This window comes from Colwellia sp. PAMC 20917 (assembly GCF_001767295.1).
Taxonomy (GTDB): Bacteria; Pseudomonadota; Gammaproteobacteria; order Enterobacterales; family Alteromonadaceae; genus Colwellia_A.
Genome location: NZ_CP014944.1, coordinates 4,601,980 through 4,619,463 on the forward strand (window position 1 = coordinate 4,601,980; position 17,484 = coordinate 4,619,463).

Genomic DNA, 17,484 nt, shown 5'->3' on the forward strand with positions numbered 1-17,484 from the left:
CCATTCTATTCATAAAATGAATAGTTAATCATTAAGTTTATTATTTAATTTAATTAGGGGCATATATTTAATCAATCGTTATTATATTTCGGCTTCTTTATTTATAAGATGAATAGTAGGTCATAATAACTATTCATTTGTTTAATTGTTGACTGGCAATTAATATCAATATATCGAAAAAACAGATATTTAAAGAACCTCAATTAATGATGAAGATGATAATAAGCCCGCTATTAAATCCGCAACCTATTTCTGTGAAAGGGTAAACGCATGACGGCCATCTATCTTATACGTCACGGGCAAGCCTCTTTTGGTAAAGCCGACTACGACCTCTTGTCTGAAAAAGGCAGTGAACAATCGCGTTTATTGGGTAAGTATTGGCAAGCCATATCTGCACCAGAAAAAATTTACTCGGGTGATTTGCTGCGACACGGACAAACCCTAGAACACTTCTTACTGGGTTATGAAAGTGAACCATCACCCGTGATACTCCATTCAGGGTTTAATGAGTTTAATCATCAAGAATTGTTAACTTGTTATGATGCACAATGGAAAAATTTTTCAAAAATGGCTACGATAATGAGTAAACAGCCGAGCGCAAATAAAGCTTTTCAAAAAGAGTTTGCCAATGCACTGCTCCGGTGGACAAGTGGCAAGCACGACAATGAGTATAAAGAAAGTTGGAGTCAATTTAAAAAACGTTGTATTAGCGCATTGCAAGATGTCATTAAGCAAGAACTAACGGCAAGAAAAACAACGACACAAGCGCATCAACATACAAACAATATTTGTATCTTTACTTCAAGTGGCACTATAGCTGTCATTATTCAGCATGTTTTAGGCTTATCTGATGAAAAAACATTAATCATCAATCAACAGTCACGCAATACTGGTGTTACTAAATTACTCTTTTCAGAAAAGAATTTAAGCATTGATTATTTTAACAATTATAGTCATTTGACCCTTGCAGGTGAAGACTGGGTGACGTTTAGATAATCGATAAAATATTAGCAACTAAGAAGGAGACTTAACATGAACAAGATTAACTTATTCGATCTAACAGGAAAAATCGCTTTGGTTACTGGCGCAAGTCGTGGCATTGGTGAACAAATAGCTAAATTATTGGCGCAAAGTGGCGCCCATGTCATTGTTTCTAGCCGTAAAGTTGAAGGTTGCCAAACTGTTGTTGACGATATTATTGCCGCGGGTGGCAGCGCTCAAGCTATACCTTGTCATATTGGAGAAATGGATCAAATAGAAAATATTTTTTCTTTGATTAAAGAACAACATGGCAAGCTTGATATTTTGGTTAATAACGCCGCAGCAAATCCCTATTTTGGCCATGTGTTAGATACTGATTTAAGTGCTTTTCAAAAAACAGTCGACGTGAATATTCGCGGATATTTCTTCATGTCTGTTATTGGGGCAAAGCTAATGAAAGAAAATAATGGTGGCGCTATTGTCAATGTGGCCTCTATTAACGGTGTTATTCCTGGTGACTTTCAGGGGATTTATTCCATTACCAAGGCCGCGGTTATCTCTATGACTAAGACCTTTGCCAAAGAGTGTGCTCAATTTAATATTCGAGTTAATGCTTTATTACCCGGCGGCACCGATACAAAATTTGCGTCAACATTAGTCAATAACCCCAAGATACTCGAACAAATGCTGCATCACGTGCCGATGAAGCGTATTGCGCAGCCTGAAGAAATGGCTGGCACTGTACTCTACTTGGTTTCAAATGCATCAAGTTACACGACAGGTACTGCGATTAACGTTGATGGCGGTTATTTAATTGGCTAGACAATAAAGTGATTAACAAGGCTCTAGCAACCGTTGGCATTAATTTGTCTGCTGCAATATTTAGTATTAATAAATTTCAGGAAACACAATGAGTAATAATAATTCAGCCAAACTTTTTGAATCATTTTCATCAGGTGCACTCACGTTAAAAAATCGTACGGTTATGGCCCCGATGACTCGGACCTTTTCGCCTAACTATATTGCCAATACCGATGTTGCAAAATATTATCGACGCAGAGCAGAAGGTAATGTCGGTTTAATTATTACCGAAGGTACTTTTATTTCGCATAAAGCGGCTAATGGTTATGAGCGAGTTCCGGCTATTTTTGGTGAAGAAGCTTTAGCTGGTTGGAAACATGTTGTCGATGAGGTACATGCGGCTGGAGGTAAAATCGTGCCACAAATTTGGCATGTTGGTTCAGTGAGAAAAGAAGGTATTGGCCCAGATAAATCAGTACCTGCCTATAGTCCATCTGGCTTATATAAACCCGGTGCCCCCAATGGTATTGAAATGAGCCAAACTGATATTGACGAAGTTGTTGCTTCTTTTGCACAAGCTGCTCTCGATGCTAAAAATGTTGGCTTTGATGGCGTTGAAGTTCATGGTGCTCATGGTTACTTGGTTGATCAGTTCTTCTGGGAAGGCACAAATCAACGTAATGATGGCTACGGAGGTTCAATAGAAAATCGTACCCGTTTTGGTGTTGAAATTGTTCAAGCAATTCGCGCCGCTGTTGGTGAAGATTTTCCTATTATCTTTAGATTTTCTCAATGGAAGCAACAAGACTACAATGCAAAACTTTGCCAAACACCCGCAGAGTTAACGACTTTTTTAACACTATTAAGTGATGCTGGGGTCGATATATTTCATGCGAGCACCCGCCGTTTTTGGTTACCAGAATTTGAAGGTTCGACGCTGAACTTAGCCGGATGGACGAAAAAAATAACCCATAAACCGGTAATAACTGTGGGCAGTGTTGGGCTCGACAGTGACTTCACCGGTGAAGGTAGTATGGACTTGGGCGGTGCTTCTAACCCAACCGGAATTGATGGTTTATTAACGCGCTTAAATAATGATGAATTTGATTTGGTTGCTATTGGCCGAGCGTTATTAGTCGATCCAGAGTGGGTTAATAAAATACGAGATAAAAAAGAAGACCAAATAGCCCCGTTTAATAAAGAAGCGTTAATGAAGTTAAGTTAAATAAATTAAGTCAGTTGTCGGTTGATTAATCAACTTTTAACCGACAATGATTTTTGAATATCGTGACAAAAAATTCTCACTGCACTCGTTAGTAAACGGGCGCTATTAAATTAAAGGGATCTCTCATGGATTTTGAATACAGTGACAAAGTTAACGCATTAATAAATCGTGTAAATTTATTTATGGATAAATATGTTTATCCTGCTGAGCAGGAAATGCATGAACAAGTTGCACAAGAGCCTTGGTCAACACCGCCGTTAATGGAAGAGCTAAAAGCGAAAGCAAAAGCAGAAGGGCTATGGAATTTATTTTTACCTTTGAGTTATGGCAAATATAGTGCCGGTTTAACTAACTTAGAATATGCACCTTTAGCTGAAATTATGGGAAAAGTGATGTGGGCGCCAGAAGTGTTTAATTGTGCGGCTCCTGATACAGGCAATATGGAAGTTCTCGCTAAATATGGTAGTGAAGCCCAGAAAAAACAGTGGCTAGAGCCGTTACTTGAAGGAAAAATCCGTTCCGCTTTTGCCATGACAGAGCCTGAAGTTGCTTCAAGTGATGCAACCAATATTGAATTACGTATCGAACGTGACGGTGATGAATATGTCATCAACGGTAAAAAGTTTTACATCAGTGGCGCATGCCGTAAACAATGTGAAATTATGATCGTTATGGGCAAAACCGACCCCGACAATGAAAATCGTTATATTCAACAATCGCAAGTGCTAGTGCCAATGAGAACACCCGGGGTCACTATGGTTCGCCCAATGAAAGTGTTTGGCTATGATGATTCGCCAGAAGGGCATGCCGAAATTATTTTTGAAAATGTTAGAGTGCCTATCGACAATATTATTGTTGCTGAAGGTAAAGGGTTTGAAATCGCGCAAGGGCGTTTAGGTCCTGGTCGTATTCATCATTGTATGCGTTCGATTGGTATTGCTCAACGCGCGTTAGATTTAATGTGTAAGCGTGTTAATGAACGTATTGTTTTTGGTCGTCCGATGATAAAACAACAATCAATACGCGAAGATATTGCTATTTCAGCTTGTCAAATTGAACAAGCGCGTTTGATGACGTTAAAAGCGGCGCAAAAAATGGACCTTGAAGGTAATAAAGCGGCCAAAGATATTATTGCCATGATAAAAATAGTTGCACCTAATATGTCGCTTGATGTTATTGATCGAGCCATTCAATGTCACGGCGCGGTAGGGGTAAGTCAGGATACTTTTTTAGCGCATGCTTATGCGGCTCAAAGAACCTTGCGTTTAGCAGATGGTCCTGATCAAGTTCACATGATGCAACTTGGACGAGATTTAGTAAAGAAATCGACATAACATTAAATGATTATTGAAATTAATCGTCTTAAATCTGAAAGAGAATAAATACATGGCAGCAAACGTACCTTTTGATGTTGAAAAACTCACCGCTTATTTAGCGCTTCATCTTGATGGTTTTATCGGTCCCATTACGCTCGATAAATTTTCAGGCGGACAATCTAATCCAACTTATAAAGTGATAGCGCAGTCAGGAATATTTGTCTTGCGCAGCCAACCGCCAGGAAAACTCCTAAAATCAGCACATGCGGTTGACCGTGAATATAAAGTGCTAGCCGCGTTAAAATCTTCAGACGTTCCTGTCGCTGAGGTTTATCACCTTTGCGAAGACACTAGCATTATTGGCTCGATGTTTTATCTGATGGAATATTGTGATGGTAGCGTTTATTGGAGTGCCTCATTAGCAGAAGTCAAAACTAATGAATATCGCAGTAAAATGTATGACGCAATGAATAATGCTTTGGTTGCTTTACATCGCATTAATATTGAAAGTGTTGGCTTAAGTGAGTACGGAAAAGCAGGTAATTATTTTCAACGTCAATATGATCGTTGGTCTGCGCAATACCGTGCCTCAGAACTCAAAAAAATAATAGCGATGGACAAGTTAAACCAATGGCTTGAAGTTAATTTACCCGCAGATGATGGCAAAGTTTGTTTAGTCCACGGCGACTTTCGTTTAGATAACATGATGTTTGCCCAAGACAAACCAGAAATTATAGCCATTCTTGACTGGGAGCTATCAACCTTAGGACATCCGTTTTCTGATTTAGCCTATCAATGTATGGGATTACGTATGCCTCAAGGTATTGGTAGTATCGATGGCTTAAAAGGGGTAGATAGAGCCAGTCTGGGCATTCCAACAGAAGAAGAATATGTGGCTAACTATTGTCAGCGTATGGGTATTGAAAAGATAGATAACTGGACATTTTATCTCGCCTTTAGTTTTTTCAGGTTAGCCGCCATTGTTCAAGGTGTTGCCAAAAGAGCGTCACAGGGCAATGCGTCGAATGAAAATGCCAGTAAAATTGGTCAGTTTGTCGAACCTCTAGCACTGATGGCTCTTGAGATAATAGCGCAAGAAAAGGTCAGAAAATAGCCGCTAGCTATTCAATTTAGCATCATGACAATAAACACGTTCAAATAATATTTTAAGGAAAAAAAATGGATCCATTATTAGATTTTACCGGAAAAGTTGCTGTTATTACGGGTGCTGCTCAGGGGTTTGGTATGTTATTAGCACAAGAATTAGCTCAGCGTGGTGCTAAGTTAGTGATCAGTGATATTAACGAAGCAGGTGTTAACAAGGTAGCCAACGATATTGCAGCTTCAGGCGCTGAGGTGTTCGCACTTCAATGCGATGTTGCTAACAATGCAGATTGTAAAGCTATGGTCGACTTAGCTATTGAAAAATTTGGCCGTGTTGACATTGGTGTTAATAATGCAGGTGTTGCTCATGATTTTCATGCGTTACACGAAATTGACGAAGCCCTGATGGATAGACAATTTGCCGTTAATGTTAAAGGTGTGCAGTTTGGCATGAGTCATCAAATTAAGCAGATGTTAACGCAACAAGGTGGCGCCATTTTAAACGTTAGCTCAATGGCCGGTCTTGGTGGTGCAGCAAAAGTTGCAGCTTATTCTATGGCAAAGCATGCCGTTATTGGTTTGACAAAAACGGGCGCTGTTGAATATGGTCGCCATAATATTCGTATCAATGCGATATGTCCTTTTTTTACCTTAACTAAAATGGTCACTGACATGGCCGATGAAAGTATGCAAAGTAAAATGAGTTTAGGTGCGCCAATGAAGCGTTTAGCCGAGCCTAAAGAGGTTGTTGCCGTAATGCTAATGTTGCTGTCACCCGCTAACACTTATATGACCGGACAATGTATCGCGATTGATGGCGGTGTATCAGCGCAGTAAACAATGATTTTGTGCTACTTTTTTAAATAGTTAATAAGAAGAGACCCGTATGGCCAGTGAATTAATGAATCAACGAGATATTGAATTTATGCTGTATGAATTCTTTGATAGTGAGTCTCTTTTAAAAAGAGAGCGTTATCAAGATCATGACCGGCATACATTTAACGAAGTTATTGCTACGGCTAAAACTATAGCAGAAAAATATTTCTTACCTATTCGTCAAAAACTTGATACTCACCAACCGACGTTTGATGGTAAAAAGGTACATTTAATTCCTGAGCTCAAACCCGCTATTGATGCTGTTATTGCCTCGGGTTTATCTTCAGCGACCGCAGATTATGAAACCAGTGGTATGCAACTACCGCCAATTATTGCCAGCATCGCTACTTCGTATTTAACTGTCGCTGGAGGTGTTGGCTTAGGTTACAACATGTTAACCACCGCGAATGCTAACTTACTTAGCGCACATGGCAGTGAAGAGCTCATTGAAAAGTGGGTAAAACCGATGCGTGCGGGTCGTTTTATGGGCACAATGGCGATGACAGAGCCGGGCAGTGGTTCAGGCTTAGGTGATTTAATCACTAAAGCGACTAAGGCCGAAGACGGTAGCTATCGCATTAGTGGTAATAAAATTTATATATCGGGTGGTGACCATGATCTTAGTGAAAATATTGTTCATTTAGTGCTTGCGAGATTAACGGGCGCGCCAAAAGGGATAAGAGGTATTTCACTTTTTGTTGTGCCCAAATTTTTGCTTAATGACGATGGCTCAATTGGCGATGACAATGAAGTCGCCTTATCCGGACTATTTCATAAAATGGGCGGGCGGGCTCAAACGTCCACTTCGTTGAGTTTTGGAGAAAAGAACGGTTCTGTTGGTTACTTAGTGGGGGAAGAAAACCAAGGGCTTAAATATATGTTTCATATGATGAATGAAGCACGCATTATGGTTGGAACCAGTGCCGCGGTTATCGGTATAGCAGGTTACTTGTACTCATTAGATTATGCTAAAAATCGGCCACAAGGTCGTTTACCCTCGAGTAAAGATCCACTGTCACCTATGGTTAATATTATCGAACATGCCGATGTACGAAGAATGCTTCTCGCGCAAAAAGCTTATGCAGAGGGCGCATTTTCATTAGTACTTTATGGCACACAATTGAGTGATGATGAGAAAACAGCAGCTAGTGCTGAAGAAAAAGAGCACGCACATCTCTTACTAGACTTTCTTACCCCTATTATTAAAACATGGCCCTCTGAGTATGGCACTAAAGCCAATGACCTGGCCATTCAAGTACTCGGTGGTCATGGCTATATTAATGAACACCCCGTGGAATTATTTTATCGTGATAATCGTTTAAACGCGATTCATGAAGGTACAACGGGTATTCAGTCGTTGGACTTGTTAACGCGAAAGGTGCCAATGAATAAGATGGCAGGATACTTAGCGACATTAACTGAAATAAATATAACGATAGAACAAGCCAAACATTATGAAAGTTTAACTGAATTTAGCCAACAACTATCAACAGCGGTAAAAAGTTTACAGCTAACTACTGAAGCGCTATTAATCGCTATGACCACTACAAACATTGATTTAGCTTTAGCTAATTCGGTTAAATACCTCGAGTTGTTTGGACATGTGATCATCGCTTGGTTATGGCTCAAACAAGGCCTTGTTGCGACGAAAGCGCTTGAAAATAAACCGCACCAAGATGATGAAAATTTCTATCAAGGAAAACTGCAAACCTTACAGTATTTCTACAGATTTGAATTACCGCAAATAGCGTTATGGTCAGCGTTGTTGATACAAAGTGATGACAGCACTTATCAGATGAAAGCTGAATGGTTTTAAAAGAGTCATTAAAAAAATCAGTTAAATAATAGAGACACCTTATGCCAACAATAATTAATAAAGAAGAATTAGCAAATTATATAGGTTTTCAAGCTAAACCAACGCCTTGGCACTCAATTACTCAGCAACAAATTGATCAATTCGCTGATTGTACACTCGATCATCAGTTTATCCATGTTGATGAAGAAAAGGCAAAAGCGACACCCTTTGGCGGGACTATTGCTCATGGTTTCTTATCACTATCAATGCTCTCTCATTTTGCTGAAGACTTTAGCGTTATTATTGATGGATTTTACATGGGCTTAAATGCGGGTTTTGACAAAGTGAGATTTTTGCAACCCGTTGCGGTCAATAGCCGTATACGAGCACATGCAACAACCTTGGCGATTGAAGAAAAAAAACCAGGACAATATCGCTTGTCTACCCAAGTGAGTATTGAAATTGAAGGCAGTGAAACACCAGCGCTAGTCGCACAGTGGATTTCAGTACAAATGGTAAAATAATAAGAGTAAAAAGTAATTTTAAAGTATTTTAAGGAAATATCATGACAATCAGTTTTACAGGAAAAGTCGCTATAGTTACCGGCGCAGGTAATGGTTTAGGTCGCTCGCATGCTTTAGCGCTTGCTGCTCGTGGCGCAAAAGTCGTTGTTAATGACTTAGGAGGCGCGCGCGATGGTAGCGGAGCGTCTTCACAAGCATCACAAGATGTCGTGCGTTTAATTGAAGAAAATGGTGGAGAAGCCATCAGCCATGGCGCAAATGTTGCGAACTTTGATGAGGTACAAGACATGGTTAATCAAGCCATGGAAAAATGGGGCCGTGTTGATATATTAATCAACAATGCCGGTATTTTAAGAGATAAATCCTTTACTAAAATGACCTTAGCAGACTTTTCCTTGGTGATGGATGTTCATGTGATGGGCAGCGTTAATTGTACTAAAGCTGTTTGGGATATCATGCGTGAACAAAACTATGGCCGTATTGTGATGACAACGTCATCCAGTGGCATGTACGGTAATTTTGGCCAAGCTAACTACGGCGCGGCTAAAATGGCAGTTTTAGGGTTAATGAATACGTTATCGATTGAAGGATTTAAAAATAACATTAGGATTAATGCGCTTGCCCCAACCGCTGGCACTCGTATGACTGAGGACCTAATGCCTGAAGAAATTGTAAAAGCATTTGCTCCTGAAGCGGTAACGGCTGGTTTGCTAACCCTTTGCGATGACGATGCGCCGACCCGTTTTATTTTATGTGCAGGTGCGGGCGGTTACTCAAGTGCAAGCATGTTTGAAACTCAAGGTTGTTTTATCCCACAATCTTCACAAACACCAGAATCCGTGCGCGGACAGTGGTCACAGTTAACCGATGAAGCAGGCCAAGCAGCTTTATCTTCTGGATCAAAACAAGGTGAGAAATTTGTCAGCAAAGCTATGGCTTATATGAAGTCACAGCAGCAAGAGTAAATAGACGACTTGTTTGTCGTTTACATAATAATTAAAAGGAATAATGATGAGAGAAGCCGTAATAGTATCTGCCGCACGTACCCCGATAGGTAAAGCATACCGAGGTGCCTTTAATGATTTATCGGCGCCAACTTTAGCGGCTGTTGCGGTTAAAGCCGCCGTTGAAAGAGCAGGAATCGATGCCAATGAAATTGAAGACTGTATTTTTGGTGCCGCTCTAACGCAAGGCAATCAAGGGATGAATTTTGGTCGGCAAGTGGCAATGGCGGCTGAGTTGCCGGTTTCTGTGCCAGGCATGACTATCGACCGTCAATGTTCGTCAGGCTTAATGTCTATTGCTACTGCGGCAAATCATATTGTTTGTGATGGCGCACAAGTGGTCCTTGCAGGCGGTTGCGATTCCATTAGTTTGGTACAAAACGATAAAATGAATATGTATAGAGCTGTTGACCCGAGTGTTAAAGCCTATCGACCAGCAACTTATATGCCGATGCTTGATACGGCCGAAATCGTTGCCAATCGCTATAGTATTTCTCGAGCAGAGCAAGATGCCTATGCACTTAAATCTCAACAACGTACCGCCGCAGCACAACAAGCGGGTAGGTTTGATGATGAAATCGTGCCAGTGACCTGTACTAAGCTGGTTATGGACAAAGCTACCGGCGATATCAGCAAAGAAGCAGTCACCTTAACTAAAGATGAAGGTAATCGTCCATCAACAACGTTAGCGGGACTGTCGGCTTTAAAGGCGGTCAAAGATAATGGCGATATTACGGGCGGCAATGCTTCGCAGTTATCTGATGGCGCTGCAGCCGTTGTTCTAATGGAACGAGGTTTAGCTGAGCAGAGAGGTCTTAAGCCTTTGGGTGTGTATCGTGGCATGGTCGTTGCCGGTTGTGAACCCGATGAAATGGGTATTGGGCCTATTTATGCGATACCTAAATTGTTAGCGCGTAATAACTTAACGATTGACGATATCGGTTTATGGGAAATCAATGAAGCTTTTGCGGTACAAGTTTTATATTGTGCGACAAAATTAGGCATTCCTGAAGATCGTCTGAATGTAAATGGTGGTGCAATTTCTATTGGCCATCCTTATGGTATGAGTGGCACACGTATGGTGATGCACGCACTGATTGAGGGAAAACGTCGTGGAATTAAATATGTTGTGATCAGCATGTGTATTGGTGGTGGACAGGGCGCAGCGGGTCTGTTTGAAGTACTTTAACCGTTTTAATTAAAACATTTACCGTGGCGTAACTATAATAATAATGCCACGTAAACAATTTGTGATTGGGGAGATAAATATAATGGAAAAAATTTGGCTTGAAAAGAGTTACCCACCTGGTGTTGATTTCGAAATAGACCCAGATAAATATAACTCATTAGCAGATTTATTTACTAAATATACTAAGTTATATCAAGATAACACCGCTTTTATTAATATGGGAGCAAGCATTAGTTATCAAGAACTTGGTCAACAAGCTCATGACTTTGCGGCTTATTTACAACAAGATTTAGGATTAGTTAAAGGTGATAGATTCGCGATTATGATCCCCAATCTTCTTCAATACCCTATTGCATTATTTGGTGCCTTATTAGCTGGACTTACCGTGGTGAATGTTAACCCGTTATACACAGCACGCGAATTAGAGCATCAGTTAAAAGACTCAGGCACTAAAGCTATTCTCATCCTCGAGAATTTCGCCCATGTCCTTGAAAAAGTTATTGATAAAACCGATGTTAAACATATTGTTCTTACGGCTGTAGGCGACAGGTTAGGGGCAGTTAAGGGGTTACTTATTAACAGTGTCCTTAGGCATGTTAAAAAGCAGGTGCCTGCTTTTAATTTTCCTGGAGCAGTCAGGTTTAATCAAGCGATGACAAAAGGAGCTAAATTAACCTTTAAGCCTGTCAAAGTGGTTGGTTCAGATCTAGCTTTCTTACAATATACCGGTGGTACGACGGGTCCATCAAAAGGAGCCATGCTTACCCATCGCAATATGGTGGCTAACCTTGAACAATCAAATGCAGCGACTAAAAATATATATGAAGTTGGCAAAGAAATTATGGTGACAGCCTTACCGCTTTATCATGTCTATGCGCTAACGTCTAATTGCTTATGTTTTATGCCTTTTGGCGGTACTAATATTTTAATTACCAATCCAAGAGATATGAAAGGCTTTGTTAAAGAGCTCGCTAAATACCCTTTTACTATTATCACGGGTGTAAATACTTTGTTTAATGCTTTATTACATACCCCAGGGTTTGACCAACTTGATTTTAGCCCATTAAAACTTGGTTTTGGTGGCGGAATGTCAGTACAACGTCCGGTAGCCGAGCTTTGGGAAAAAGTCACTAAAACAAGATTGTTAGAAGGTTATGGTTTAACAGAGTGTGCGCCATTAGTGACGATGAGCCCTTTTAATCAACAAAGCTATAATGGCTCTATTGGTTTACCTGTTTCTTCGACCGATATTCGCTTAATTGGCGATGATGGTCAGGAAGTTGCGCTAGGTGAGCCTGGTGAAATGTGGGTTAAAGGTCCTCAGGTGATGAAAGGTTATCACAACCGACCCGATGCAACAGATGAAGTGCTCAAAGATGGTTGGCTAGCTACTGGCGATATTGCCACCATGGATGAAAATGGCTTTTTTAAAATTGTTGACCGAAAAAAAGACATGATCAACGTCTCAGGTTTTAATGTTTTTCCTAATGAAATTGAAGAAGTACTCGTTATGCATGATGGTGTACTTGAAGCAGCTGCTATTGGTATTCCACACGATACAACAGGAGAAGCGGTTAAGGTTTTTATTGTCAGGAAAAATCCTAATTTAGCAGAGCAAGATATATTTGATCATTGTCATGAAATGCTAACAAACTATAAACGTCCTAAGTTGATAGAGTTCATCGATGAGTTGCCAAAAAGTAATGTCGGTAAAGTGTTACGAAAAGAGTTACGTAAAGACGTTGCATAAGTAGACAAAGTTGACTTTTTTCAACTAATAAATCGACTGGGTATTTACGCCTACGGCTAGTGTTATGCTAGTCCTTAGGCGTTTTTTATTCTGCTAAAAAGCTAAAAAGCTCATTAACACGATAAGGATTTACCCTTGAATATATTAGAAAATAGCTGTCTTTTGTTGGGACGTGTACTGATGGGCCTTTACTTTATTATCCCTGCGATAAGTAAAATTAACAAATTTGAGGACACCAGTGTCTACATGGAGCAGCACAATGTTCCTATGGTATCGTTATTATTAGTGTTAACCATTATTATTCAATTAGTTGGTGGAGTGGCCATCATTATTGGTTTCAAAGGTAAAGTGTCTGCGTTTATATTAGCGGGTCTAACCTTGTTAATAAGCCTATTTATGCATGATTTTTGGGGAATGACAGAAGGTGTGGCACGCAGTCATGAATTACAAAACTTCTTTAAAAACATGGGCATAATTGCCGGTTTATTAATTATCACTGGCCTAGGAACAGGCAAGTTTAGTCTTGAAGGTCGTAAAGTGACTGATCCTGAAAGACGCTAATAGAAGTAACCGTTATTGTAGCCAACACAACACGAACCTAGCACCTAACGCTATAAAAATTACCACGTCATAAAACGACGACAAACAGCTGGAGAATATTTTATCATGACAAACTCAAAACAATTATTTACTCATATTTCTGCAAGCGGAACACTTGAACTATCTTTAAAAGAGGTCGAGGTAGCGACACCTAAATCCCATGAAGTGATCGTTCGTATTGAAGCCGCTCCCATCAACCCATCTGATATGTGGCCGATGTTTGGACCTGCTAATTTAGCCGAGGCGGTATTAAGTGCAGATAAATTAACGCTCAGTGCACCTGTGCATAGCAGTATACTACCTCGAATTAAATCTCGTTTAGATCAAGTATTACCTATTGGTAATGAAGGCGCAGGTACTGTGGTTGCTGCCGGTGATAGTGAAGCTGCTCAGTCGTTAATGGGGAAAACAGTCGCGGTTTTAACCGGAGGCGCCTATGCCCAATATTGTTGCGTACCCGCACAAGCTTGTATTGTTCACCATGAAGGGACTACAGCTAAGCATGCTGCTTCTTCTTTTGTAAATCCTTTAACTGCTTTAGGTATGGTAGAAACCATGCGTATGGAGGGGCACAGTGCATTAGTGCATACCGCTGCAGCGTCAAGTCTAGGACAAATGCTAAATAAAATATGTTTGGCACAAGACATTCCTTTGGTCAATATTGTTAGAAGTCAGCAACAAGCTGAGATACTTAAAGCAATTGGCGCTCAATATATTTGTGATTCATCGAGTAAAACCTTTAAGGCTGATTTGTATAAAGCGATTGATGAAACAGGGGCAACTTTAGCCTTTGACGCAATTGGTGGTGGCGAAATTGTCAGTGATATCCTAAACGCAATGGAGCAGTCTGGCAGTAAAGACGCTGTTGGCTTTAATACTTATGGTTCAGAGACTAATAAACAAGTTTATATTTATGGGGGTTTAGACTTCACCCCAACTATCTTAAATCGCGCTTACGGAATGACATGGGGCATAGGCGGTTGGTTATTAATGAGCTTTTTAGGTAAGTTGCAACCACAACAAATCGCAAAATTACAAAAGCAAGTGGCCGATGAGATAAAAACCACTTTTGCTTGTGCGTTTACTGACGAATTAAGTTTTGAACAAGCGATGACCCCAGCGATTGTTTTACAATACAATGCTAAGAAAACAGGCGAAAAATATCTGATTAATCCCAACAAAAATAGTTAAGCTCTGTTAGGAGACTGAACGCTTTGGGTTTGGTCTCCCCATTTGTGCTTTTCACTATCTTAATCTTGGTGATATTTCTCGTTTTCGTTAACTCGAATTCATTTGGTGAATAATGAACCATAAGTACTATTCATTTGTTTAATTTATTTCTAACGTTTACCATGGCTTAGAGATTATAATGATTTATTATTGTCACCAAAAAGTGAACAACAAGATAATATGTTAGAAATATATGCTGGCGATTCAGCCATGAAGACGATTAAAGAAAATGGAATTTCACCTGACTTATTTAGCTCTTTTTTAGCGGCGAGTGGTGGACCTAAATGGTTTACTTTATATGGTTTAGATAAATACCTCTTTAGTGAATTTTTTAAAAATAGAGAACAAGCATTAAACCTTATTGGCTCAAGTGTTGGTGCTTTTAGAAATGCATGTTTTGCTCAAAAAGATCCCCTCGCTGCAATAGAACGTCTCGCAAAAAATTATCATGAAACTACTTACACGGCTAAAGCCAAGCCTGCAGAGGTTAGCGAAAAAGCATTAGAAATGATGGATGCTATTTTTGGTGAATCAGGCGAGCAAGAAATTGTTGATAACCTCCATTTTAAAGCGCATATCATCGTTGCTAAATGTAACGGTTTTGTTGCTTATGAAAATAAATTTATTCAGGGACTTGGCCTAGCAAAAAGCTATGTTAATAATCGCATCAGCCGCCCACGCTTAAATAGCCAATATGAGCGTTATATTTTTCAGTCGAGCCATAGTAACCTTGAGCTTAGCGATCCTGATAACATACCCACATCCCGTCTACCTTTTTCAACAGGTAATATTCGTAACGCGTTACTCGCATCAGGTTCAATACCCTTAGTGATGCGGGGTATTAGCGATATTGAAAACAGTCCAAAAGGTATGTATCGAGATGGTGGTATTGTTGATTATCATTTTGATTTTGAGATTAAAAATCCAGGATTAACACTTTACCCCCATTTTAGCTCATCACTTAAGGCGGGTTGGTTTGATAAAAGTTTAACAAGAAAAGTAAGATTAAAAAACTACGACAATACGGTGTTGATTTGTCCTTCTGCTAAGTTTATTGACGCATTACCTCATCATAAAATTCCTGACAGAAACGACTTCGTTACCATGAACCGCAAACAGCGAATGTGGTATTGGCAAAAAGTGATGAATGACAGCGAAAAGTTAGCGGAGTCGTTTGATCAGATTTATAAAAATCAACAGTTAAACCAGATAAAGAGTATAAATCAATTATTGGCATAGTCTCTTAATAAAGAGTCGCCAATTACATACTATAAACGCATAGAGATAATAATGATTACAACGTATAAAGCGATAAATTTAATTGCACGTCCTTCTGGTGGTCCAATAGGACCTGATTTGTTTGACGTTGTAGAAAAGAATATTCCTGAAGTGGCAAAAAACCAATTTCTTGTTAAACAATCACATATGTCACTAGACCCGGCAATGTTCGGTTGGATGAGTGCAGATACAGAAAGTTATATTCCACCCGTTGCCCTTGGCGATGTTATGCGCAGTTCAGGTATTGGTGAAATCGTTGAAAGTAATCATGCTAACTTCAACGTTGGTGATCGCGTTATGGGCATGATGGGCTGGCAAGAATACTACTTAAGTGATGGTACGGGTTTAAATAAAGTAACAGCACCCTTGCCTGATGAAGCTATCTTATCGGTTTTTGCTTTACCGGGGTTAACCGCAACACAAGGATTATACAGCATAGGTAAGCCTCAAAAAGGTGAAACACTTGTTGTTTCTGGAGCGGCTGGTTCGGTTGGCTCAATTGTCGGGCAACTTGCTAAAGCCGACGGACTTACTGTCATTGGTGTTGTAGGTAGTGATGAAAAAGCTGATTGGGTGGTAAATGAATTAGGCTTTGATGGCGCGATAAATTATAAAACTGATGATATCGCGACTACATTAGCGCAATTAACGCCAAAGGGTATTGACGTCTATTTTGAAAATACCGGTGGACCCATCCAACACCATGTTATTGCTCGGATGAATGCTCATGGTCGAATTGTTGTCTGTGGAATGATTGCTGATTACCCAAAAGCAGAACCCGACTTAGCACCTAGTTGGATCCCTATCATTAAGAAACGCTTAACAATACAGGGCTTTACTATGCCAGATCATTTTGGCGAAGTCCCAGCCCTATTAGAAAAGCTAACACCCTATGTAATGCAAGGTAAAATTAAATATCGTGCTCATATCTTAGATGGCTTTGATGAAGCGATGACTGGCTTGAATTTATTTTTTACCGGTGAAAATAAAGGCAAACTTATTGTGAAACTCTGATGCTCAGCTTAATGCTGGGCGGTTATAGATGTTTTTTTGTCAATAAAACTCAAATTTACTTTACGATACTTAATTAAAATGGAAATGAATATGTCCCAAAAACTTGTTAATAACCTGATGTGCACCTTAGTGTTTGCATGTTTAACATCCTTGTCTGTTAGCGCAGAAACATCCGTTAAGACGCCAGACACTGATCAAAGTGTTGCTGTCGCTAACGCTGTTGCAGTAATAACAGAGGTTAATGTCGATGAGAACAGCTTTAGCTGCATAAGAGATATGACACCGGTCAGGCATTTTTATGTTGATAATCTTTTAGGAGATATAACAAGCACTTTAGCCGCAGCCAATGCACCAGAGGGCGCTAAGTACCCCGTGGGTTCGGTAGTACAACTTGTACCAACAGAAGCCATGGTTAAACGTGAATCGGGTACTTTTCCCGCGACGGGTGACTGGGAGTTTTTTGAACTAGAAGTTAATGAACAAGGGTCAAAAATAGGTAAGCGTGGTTTTGTTGATGTTGTTAATCGCTTTGGCGGTAACTGTTTTGCTTGTCATGCGCCGGCTCGAGAGCCCTGGGATTTCATTTGTGAATCAGATCATGGCTGTGAAACTATACCTATAGATCATAAAATGACGGGTGCGCTGCAACGTTCAGATCCCCGTTGCGGCGATGCTGTTCCTCAAGATGGTGATTGGATGGCATTGTTTAAGCTTAAAAGTATGGTCAGTATTGGCCTGACAAAACAGTGGCTTGAAGAAAAATTTTAACGTCAATAATTAATATGTTTTAAGCCGCA

General features: G+C 40.0%; 16 protein-coding genes. All 16 read left to right on the plus strand.

The genetic code is table 11. The features are described from left to right. Positions 1–270 precede the first annotated feature (270 nt). The 16 genes from A3Q34_RS19595 to A3Q34_RS19670 all read left to right on the plus strand — a co-directional run bounded on the left by A3Q34_RS19595 (position 271) and on the right by A3Q34_RS19670 (position 17,455). A complete protein-coding gene (locus tag A3Q34_RS19595; protein ID WP_070376873.1) occupies positions 271–996 on the plus strand; it encodes a histidine phosphatase family protein in 726 nt (241 codons plus the stop codon). Positions 997–1,032: 36 nt separating this feature from the next. Beyond that, a complete protein-coding gene (locus A3Q34_RS19600; protein WP_070376874.1) occupies positions 1,033–1,803 on the plus strand; it encodes an SDR family oxidoreductase in 771 nt (256 codons plus the stop codon). Between the two features lie 88 nt (positions 1,804–1,891). Beyond that, the gene (locus A3Q34_RS19605) at positions 1,892–3,007 is read left to right on the plus strand and encodes an NADH:flavin oxidoreductase (RefSeq protein ID WP_070376875.1); all 1,116 of its coding nucleotides are present in this window, start codon (positions 1,892–1,894) and stop codon (positions 3,005–3,007) included. A 125-nt stretch (positions 3,008–3,132) separates the two neighbouring features. Next, a complete protein-coding gene (locus A3Q34_RS19610; RefSeq protein ID WP_070376876.1) occupies positions 3,133–4,341 on the plus strand; it encodes an acyl-CoA dehydrogenase family protein in 1,209 nt (402 codons plus the stop codon). Positions 4,342–4,393: 52 nt separating this feature from the next. Next, on the plus strand, positions 4,394–5,437 hold the full coding sequence (locus tag A3Q34_RS19615; protein WP_070376877.1) for a phosphotransferase family protein: 1,044 nt from the start codon (positions 4,394–4,396) through the stop codon (positions 5,435–5,437). 65 nt (positions 5,438–5,502) lie between these two features. Further along, on the plus strand, positions 5,503–6,264 hold the full coding sequence (locus A3Q34_RS19620; RefSeq protein WP_070376878.1) for an SDR family NAD(P)-dependent oxidoreductase: 762 nt from the start codon (positions 5,503–5,505) through the stop codon (positions 6,262–6,264). Between the two features lie 49 nt (positions 6,265–6,313). Further along, positions 6,314–8,119 (plus strand): acyl-CoA dehydrogenase, encoded by a 1,806-nt coding sequence (locus tag A3Q34_RS19625; protein ID WP_070376879.1) that lies wholly within the window; start codon positions 6,314–6,316, stop codon positions 8,117–8,119. Between the two features lie 41 nt (positions 8,120–8,160). Beyond that, positions 8,161–8,622 (plus strand): MaoC family dehydratase, encoded by a 462-nt coding sequence (locus A3Q34_RS19630; protein ID WP_070376880.1) that lies wholly within the window; start codon positions 8,161–8,163, stop codon positions 8,620–8,622. Positions 8,623–8,663: 41 nt separating this feature from the next. Continuing rightward, positions 8,664–9,587 (plus strand): SDR family NAD(P)-dependent oxidoreductase, encoded by a 924-nt coding sequence (locus tag A3Q34_RS19635; protein WP_070376881.1) that lies wholly within the window; start codon positions 8,664–8,666, stop codon positions 9,585–9,587. A gap of 46 nt (positions 9,588–9,633) precedes the next feature. Then, the gene (locus A3Q34_RS19640; RefSeq protein ID WP_070376882.1) at positions 9,634–10,815 is read left to right on the plus strand and encodes an acetyl-CoA C-acyltransferase; all 1,182 of its coding nucleotides are present in this window, start codon (positions 9,634–9,636) and stop codon (positions 10,813–10,815) included. An 82-nt stretch (positions 10,816–10,897) separates the two neighbouring features. Then, positions 10,898–12,565: an AMP-binding protein gene (locus A3Q34_RS19645; protein WP_070376883.1), complete on the plus strand. Its 1,668-nt coding sequence runs from the start codon at positions 10,898–10,900 to the stop codon at positions 12,563–12,565. A 135-nt stretch (positions 12,566–12,700) separates the two neighbouring features. After that, the gene (locus tag A3Q34_RS19650) at positions 12,701–13,126 is read left to right on the plus strand and encodes a DoxX family protein (RefSeq protein WP_070376884.1); all 426 of its coding nucleotides are present in this window, start codon (positions 12,701–12,703) and stop codon (positions 13,124–13,126) included. A gap of 105 nt (positions 13,127–13,231) precedes the next feature. Continuing rightward, on the plus strand, positions 13,232–14,356 hold the full coding sequence (locus A3Q34_RS19655; protein WP_070376885.1) for a zinc-binding dehydrogenase: 1,125 nt from the start codon (positions 13,232–13,234) through the stop codon (positions 14,354–14,356). 219 nt (positions 14,357–14,575) lie between these two features. Next, positions 14,576–15,634 carry a hypothetical protein gene (locus A3Q34_RS19660; RefSeq protein ID WP_070377273.1) on the plus strand — a complete coding sequence of 353 codons (1,059 nt, stop codon included), beginning with the start codon at positions 14,576–14,578 and terminating at the stop codon, positions 15,632–15,634. Positions 15,635–15,688: 54 nt separating this feature from the next. Continuing rightward, positions 15,689–16,687, plus strand: coding sequence for an NADP-dependent oxidoreductase (locus tag A3Q34_RS19665; protein WP_070377274.1), 999 nt, complete (start codon positions 15,689–15,691; stop codon positions 16,685–16,687). Positions 16,688–16,777: 90 nt separating this feature from the next. Continuing rightward, a complete protein-coding gene (locus A3Q34_RS19670) occupies positions 16,778–17,455 on the plus strand; it encodes a hypothetical protein (protein WP_070376886.1) in 678 nt (225 codons plus the stop codon). The last annotated feature ends 29 nt before the right edge of the window (positions 17,456–17,484 follow it).

Coding starts and splice junctions, on each gene's coding strand:
- A3Q34_RS19595 (WP_070376873.1), top strand. CDS start 271: ATGACGGCCATCTATCTTATACGTCACGGGCAAGCCTCTTTTGGTAAA.
- A3Q34_RS19600 (WP_070376874.1), top strand. CDS start 1,033: ATGAACAAGATTAACTTATTCGATCTAACAGGAAAAATCGCTTTGGTT.
- A3Q34_RS19605 (WP_070376875.1), top strand. CDS start 1,892: ATGAGTAATAATAATTCAGCCAAACTTTTTGAATCATTTTCATCAGGT.
- A3Q34_RS19610 (WP_070376876.1), top strand. CDS start 3,133: ATGGATTTTGAATACAGTGACAAAGTTAACGCATTAATAAATCGTGTA.
- A3Q34_RS19615 (WP_070376877.1), top strand. CDS start 4,394: ATGGCAGCAAACGTACCTTTTGATGTTGAAAAACTCACCGCTTATTTA.
- A3Q34_RS19620 (WP_070376878.1), top strand. CDS start 5,503: ATGGATCCATTATTAGATTTTACCGGAAAAGTTGCTGTTATTACGGGT.
- A3Q34_RS19625 (WP_070376879.1), top strand. CDS start 6,314: ATGGCCAGTGAATTAATGAATCAACGAGATATTGAATTTATGCTGTAT.
- A3Q34_RS19630 (WP_070376880.1), top strand. CDS start 8,161: ATGCCAACAATAATTAATAAAGAAGAATTAGCAAATTATATAGGTTTT.
- A3Q34_RS19635 (WP_070376881.1), top strand. CDS start 8,664: ATGACAATCAGTTTTACAGGAAAAGTCGCTATAGTTACCGGCGCAGGT.
- A3Q34_RS19640 (WP_070376882.1), top strand. CDS start 9,634: ATGAGAGAAGCCGTAATAGTATCTGCCGCACGTACCCCGATAGGTAAA.
- A3Q34_RS19645 (WP_070376883.1), top strand. CDS start 10,898: ATGGAAAAAATTTGGCTTGAAAAGAGTTACCCACCTGGTGTTGATTTC.
- A3Q34_RS19655 (WP_070376885.1), top strand. CDS start 13,232: ATGACAAACTCAAAACAATTATTTACTCATATTTCTGCAAGCGGAACA.
- A3Q34_RS19660 (WP_070377273.1), top strand. CDS start 14,576: ATGTTAGAAATATATGCTGGCGATTCAGCCATGAAGACGATTAAAGAA.
- A3Q34_RS19670 (WP_070376886.1), top strand. CDS start 16,778: ATGTCCCAAAAACTTGTTAATAACCTGATGTGCACCTTAGTGTTTGCA.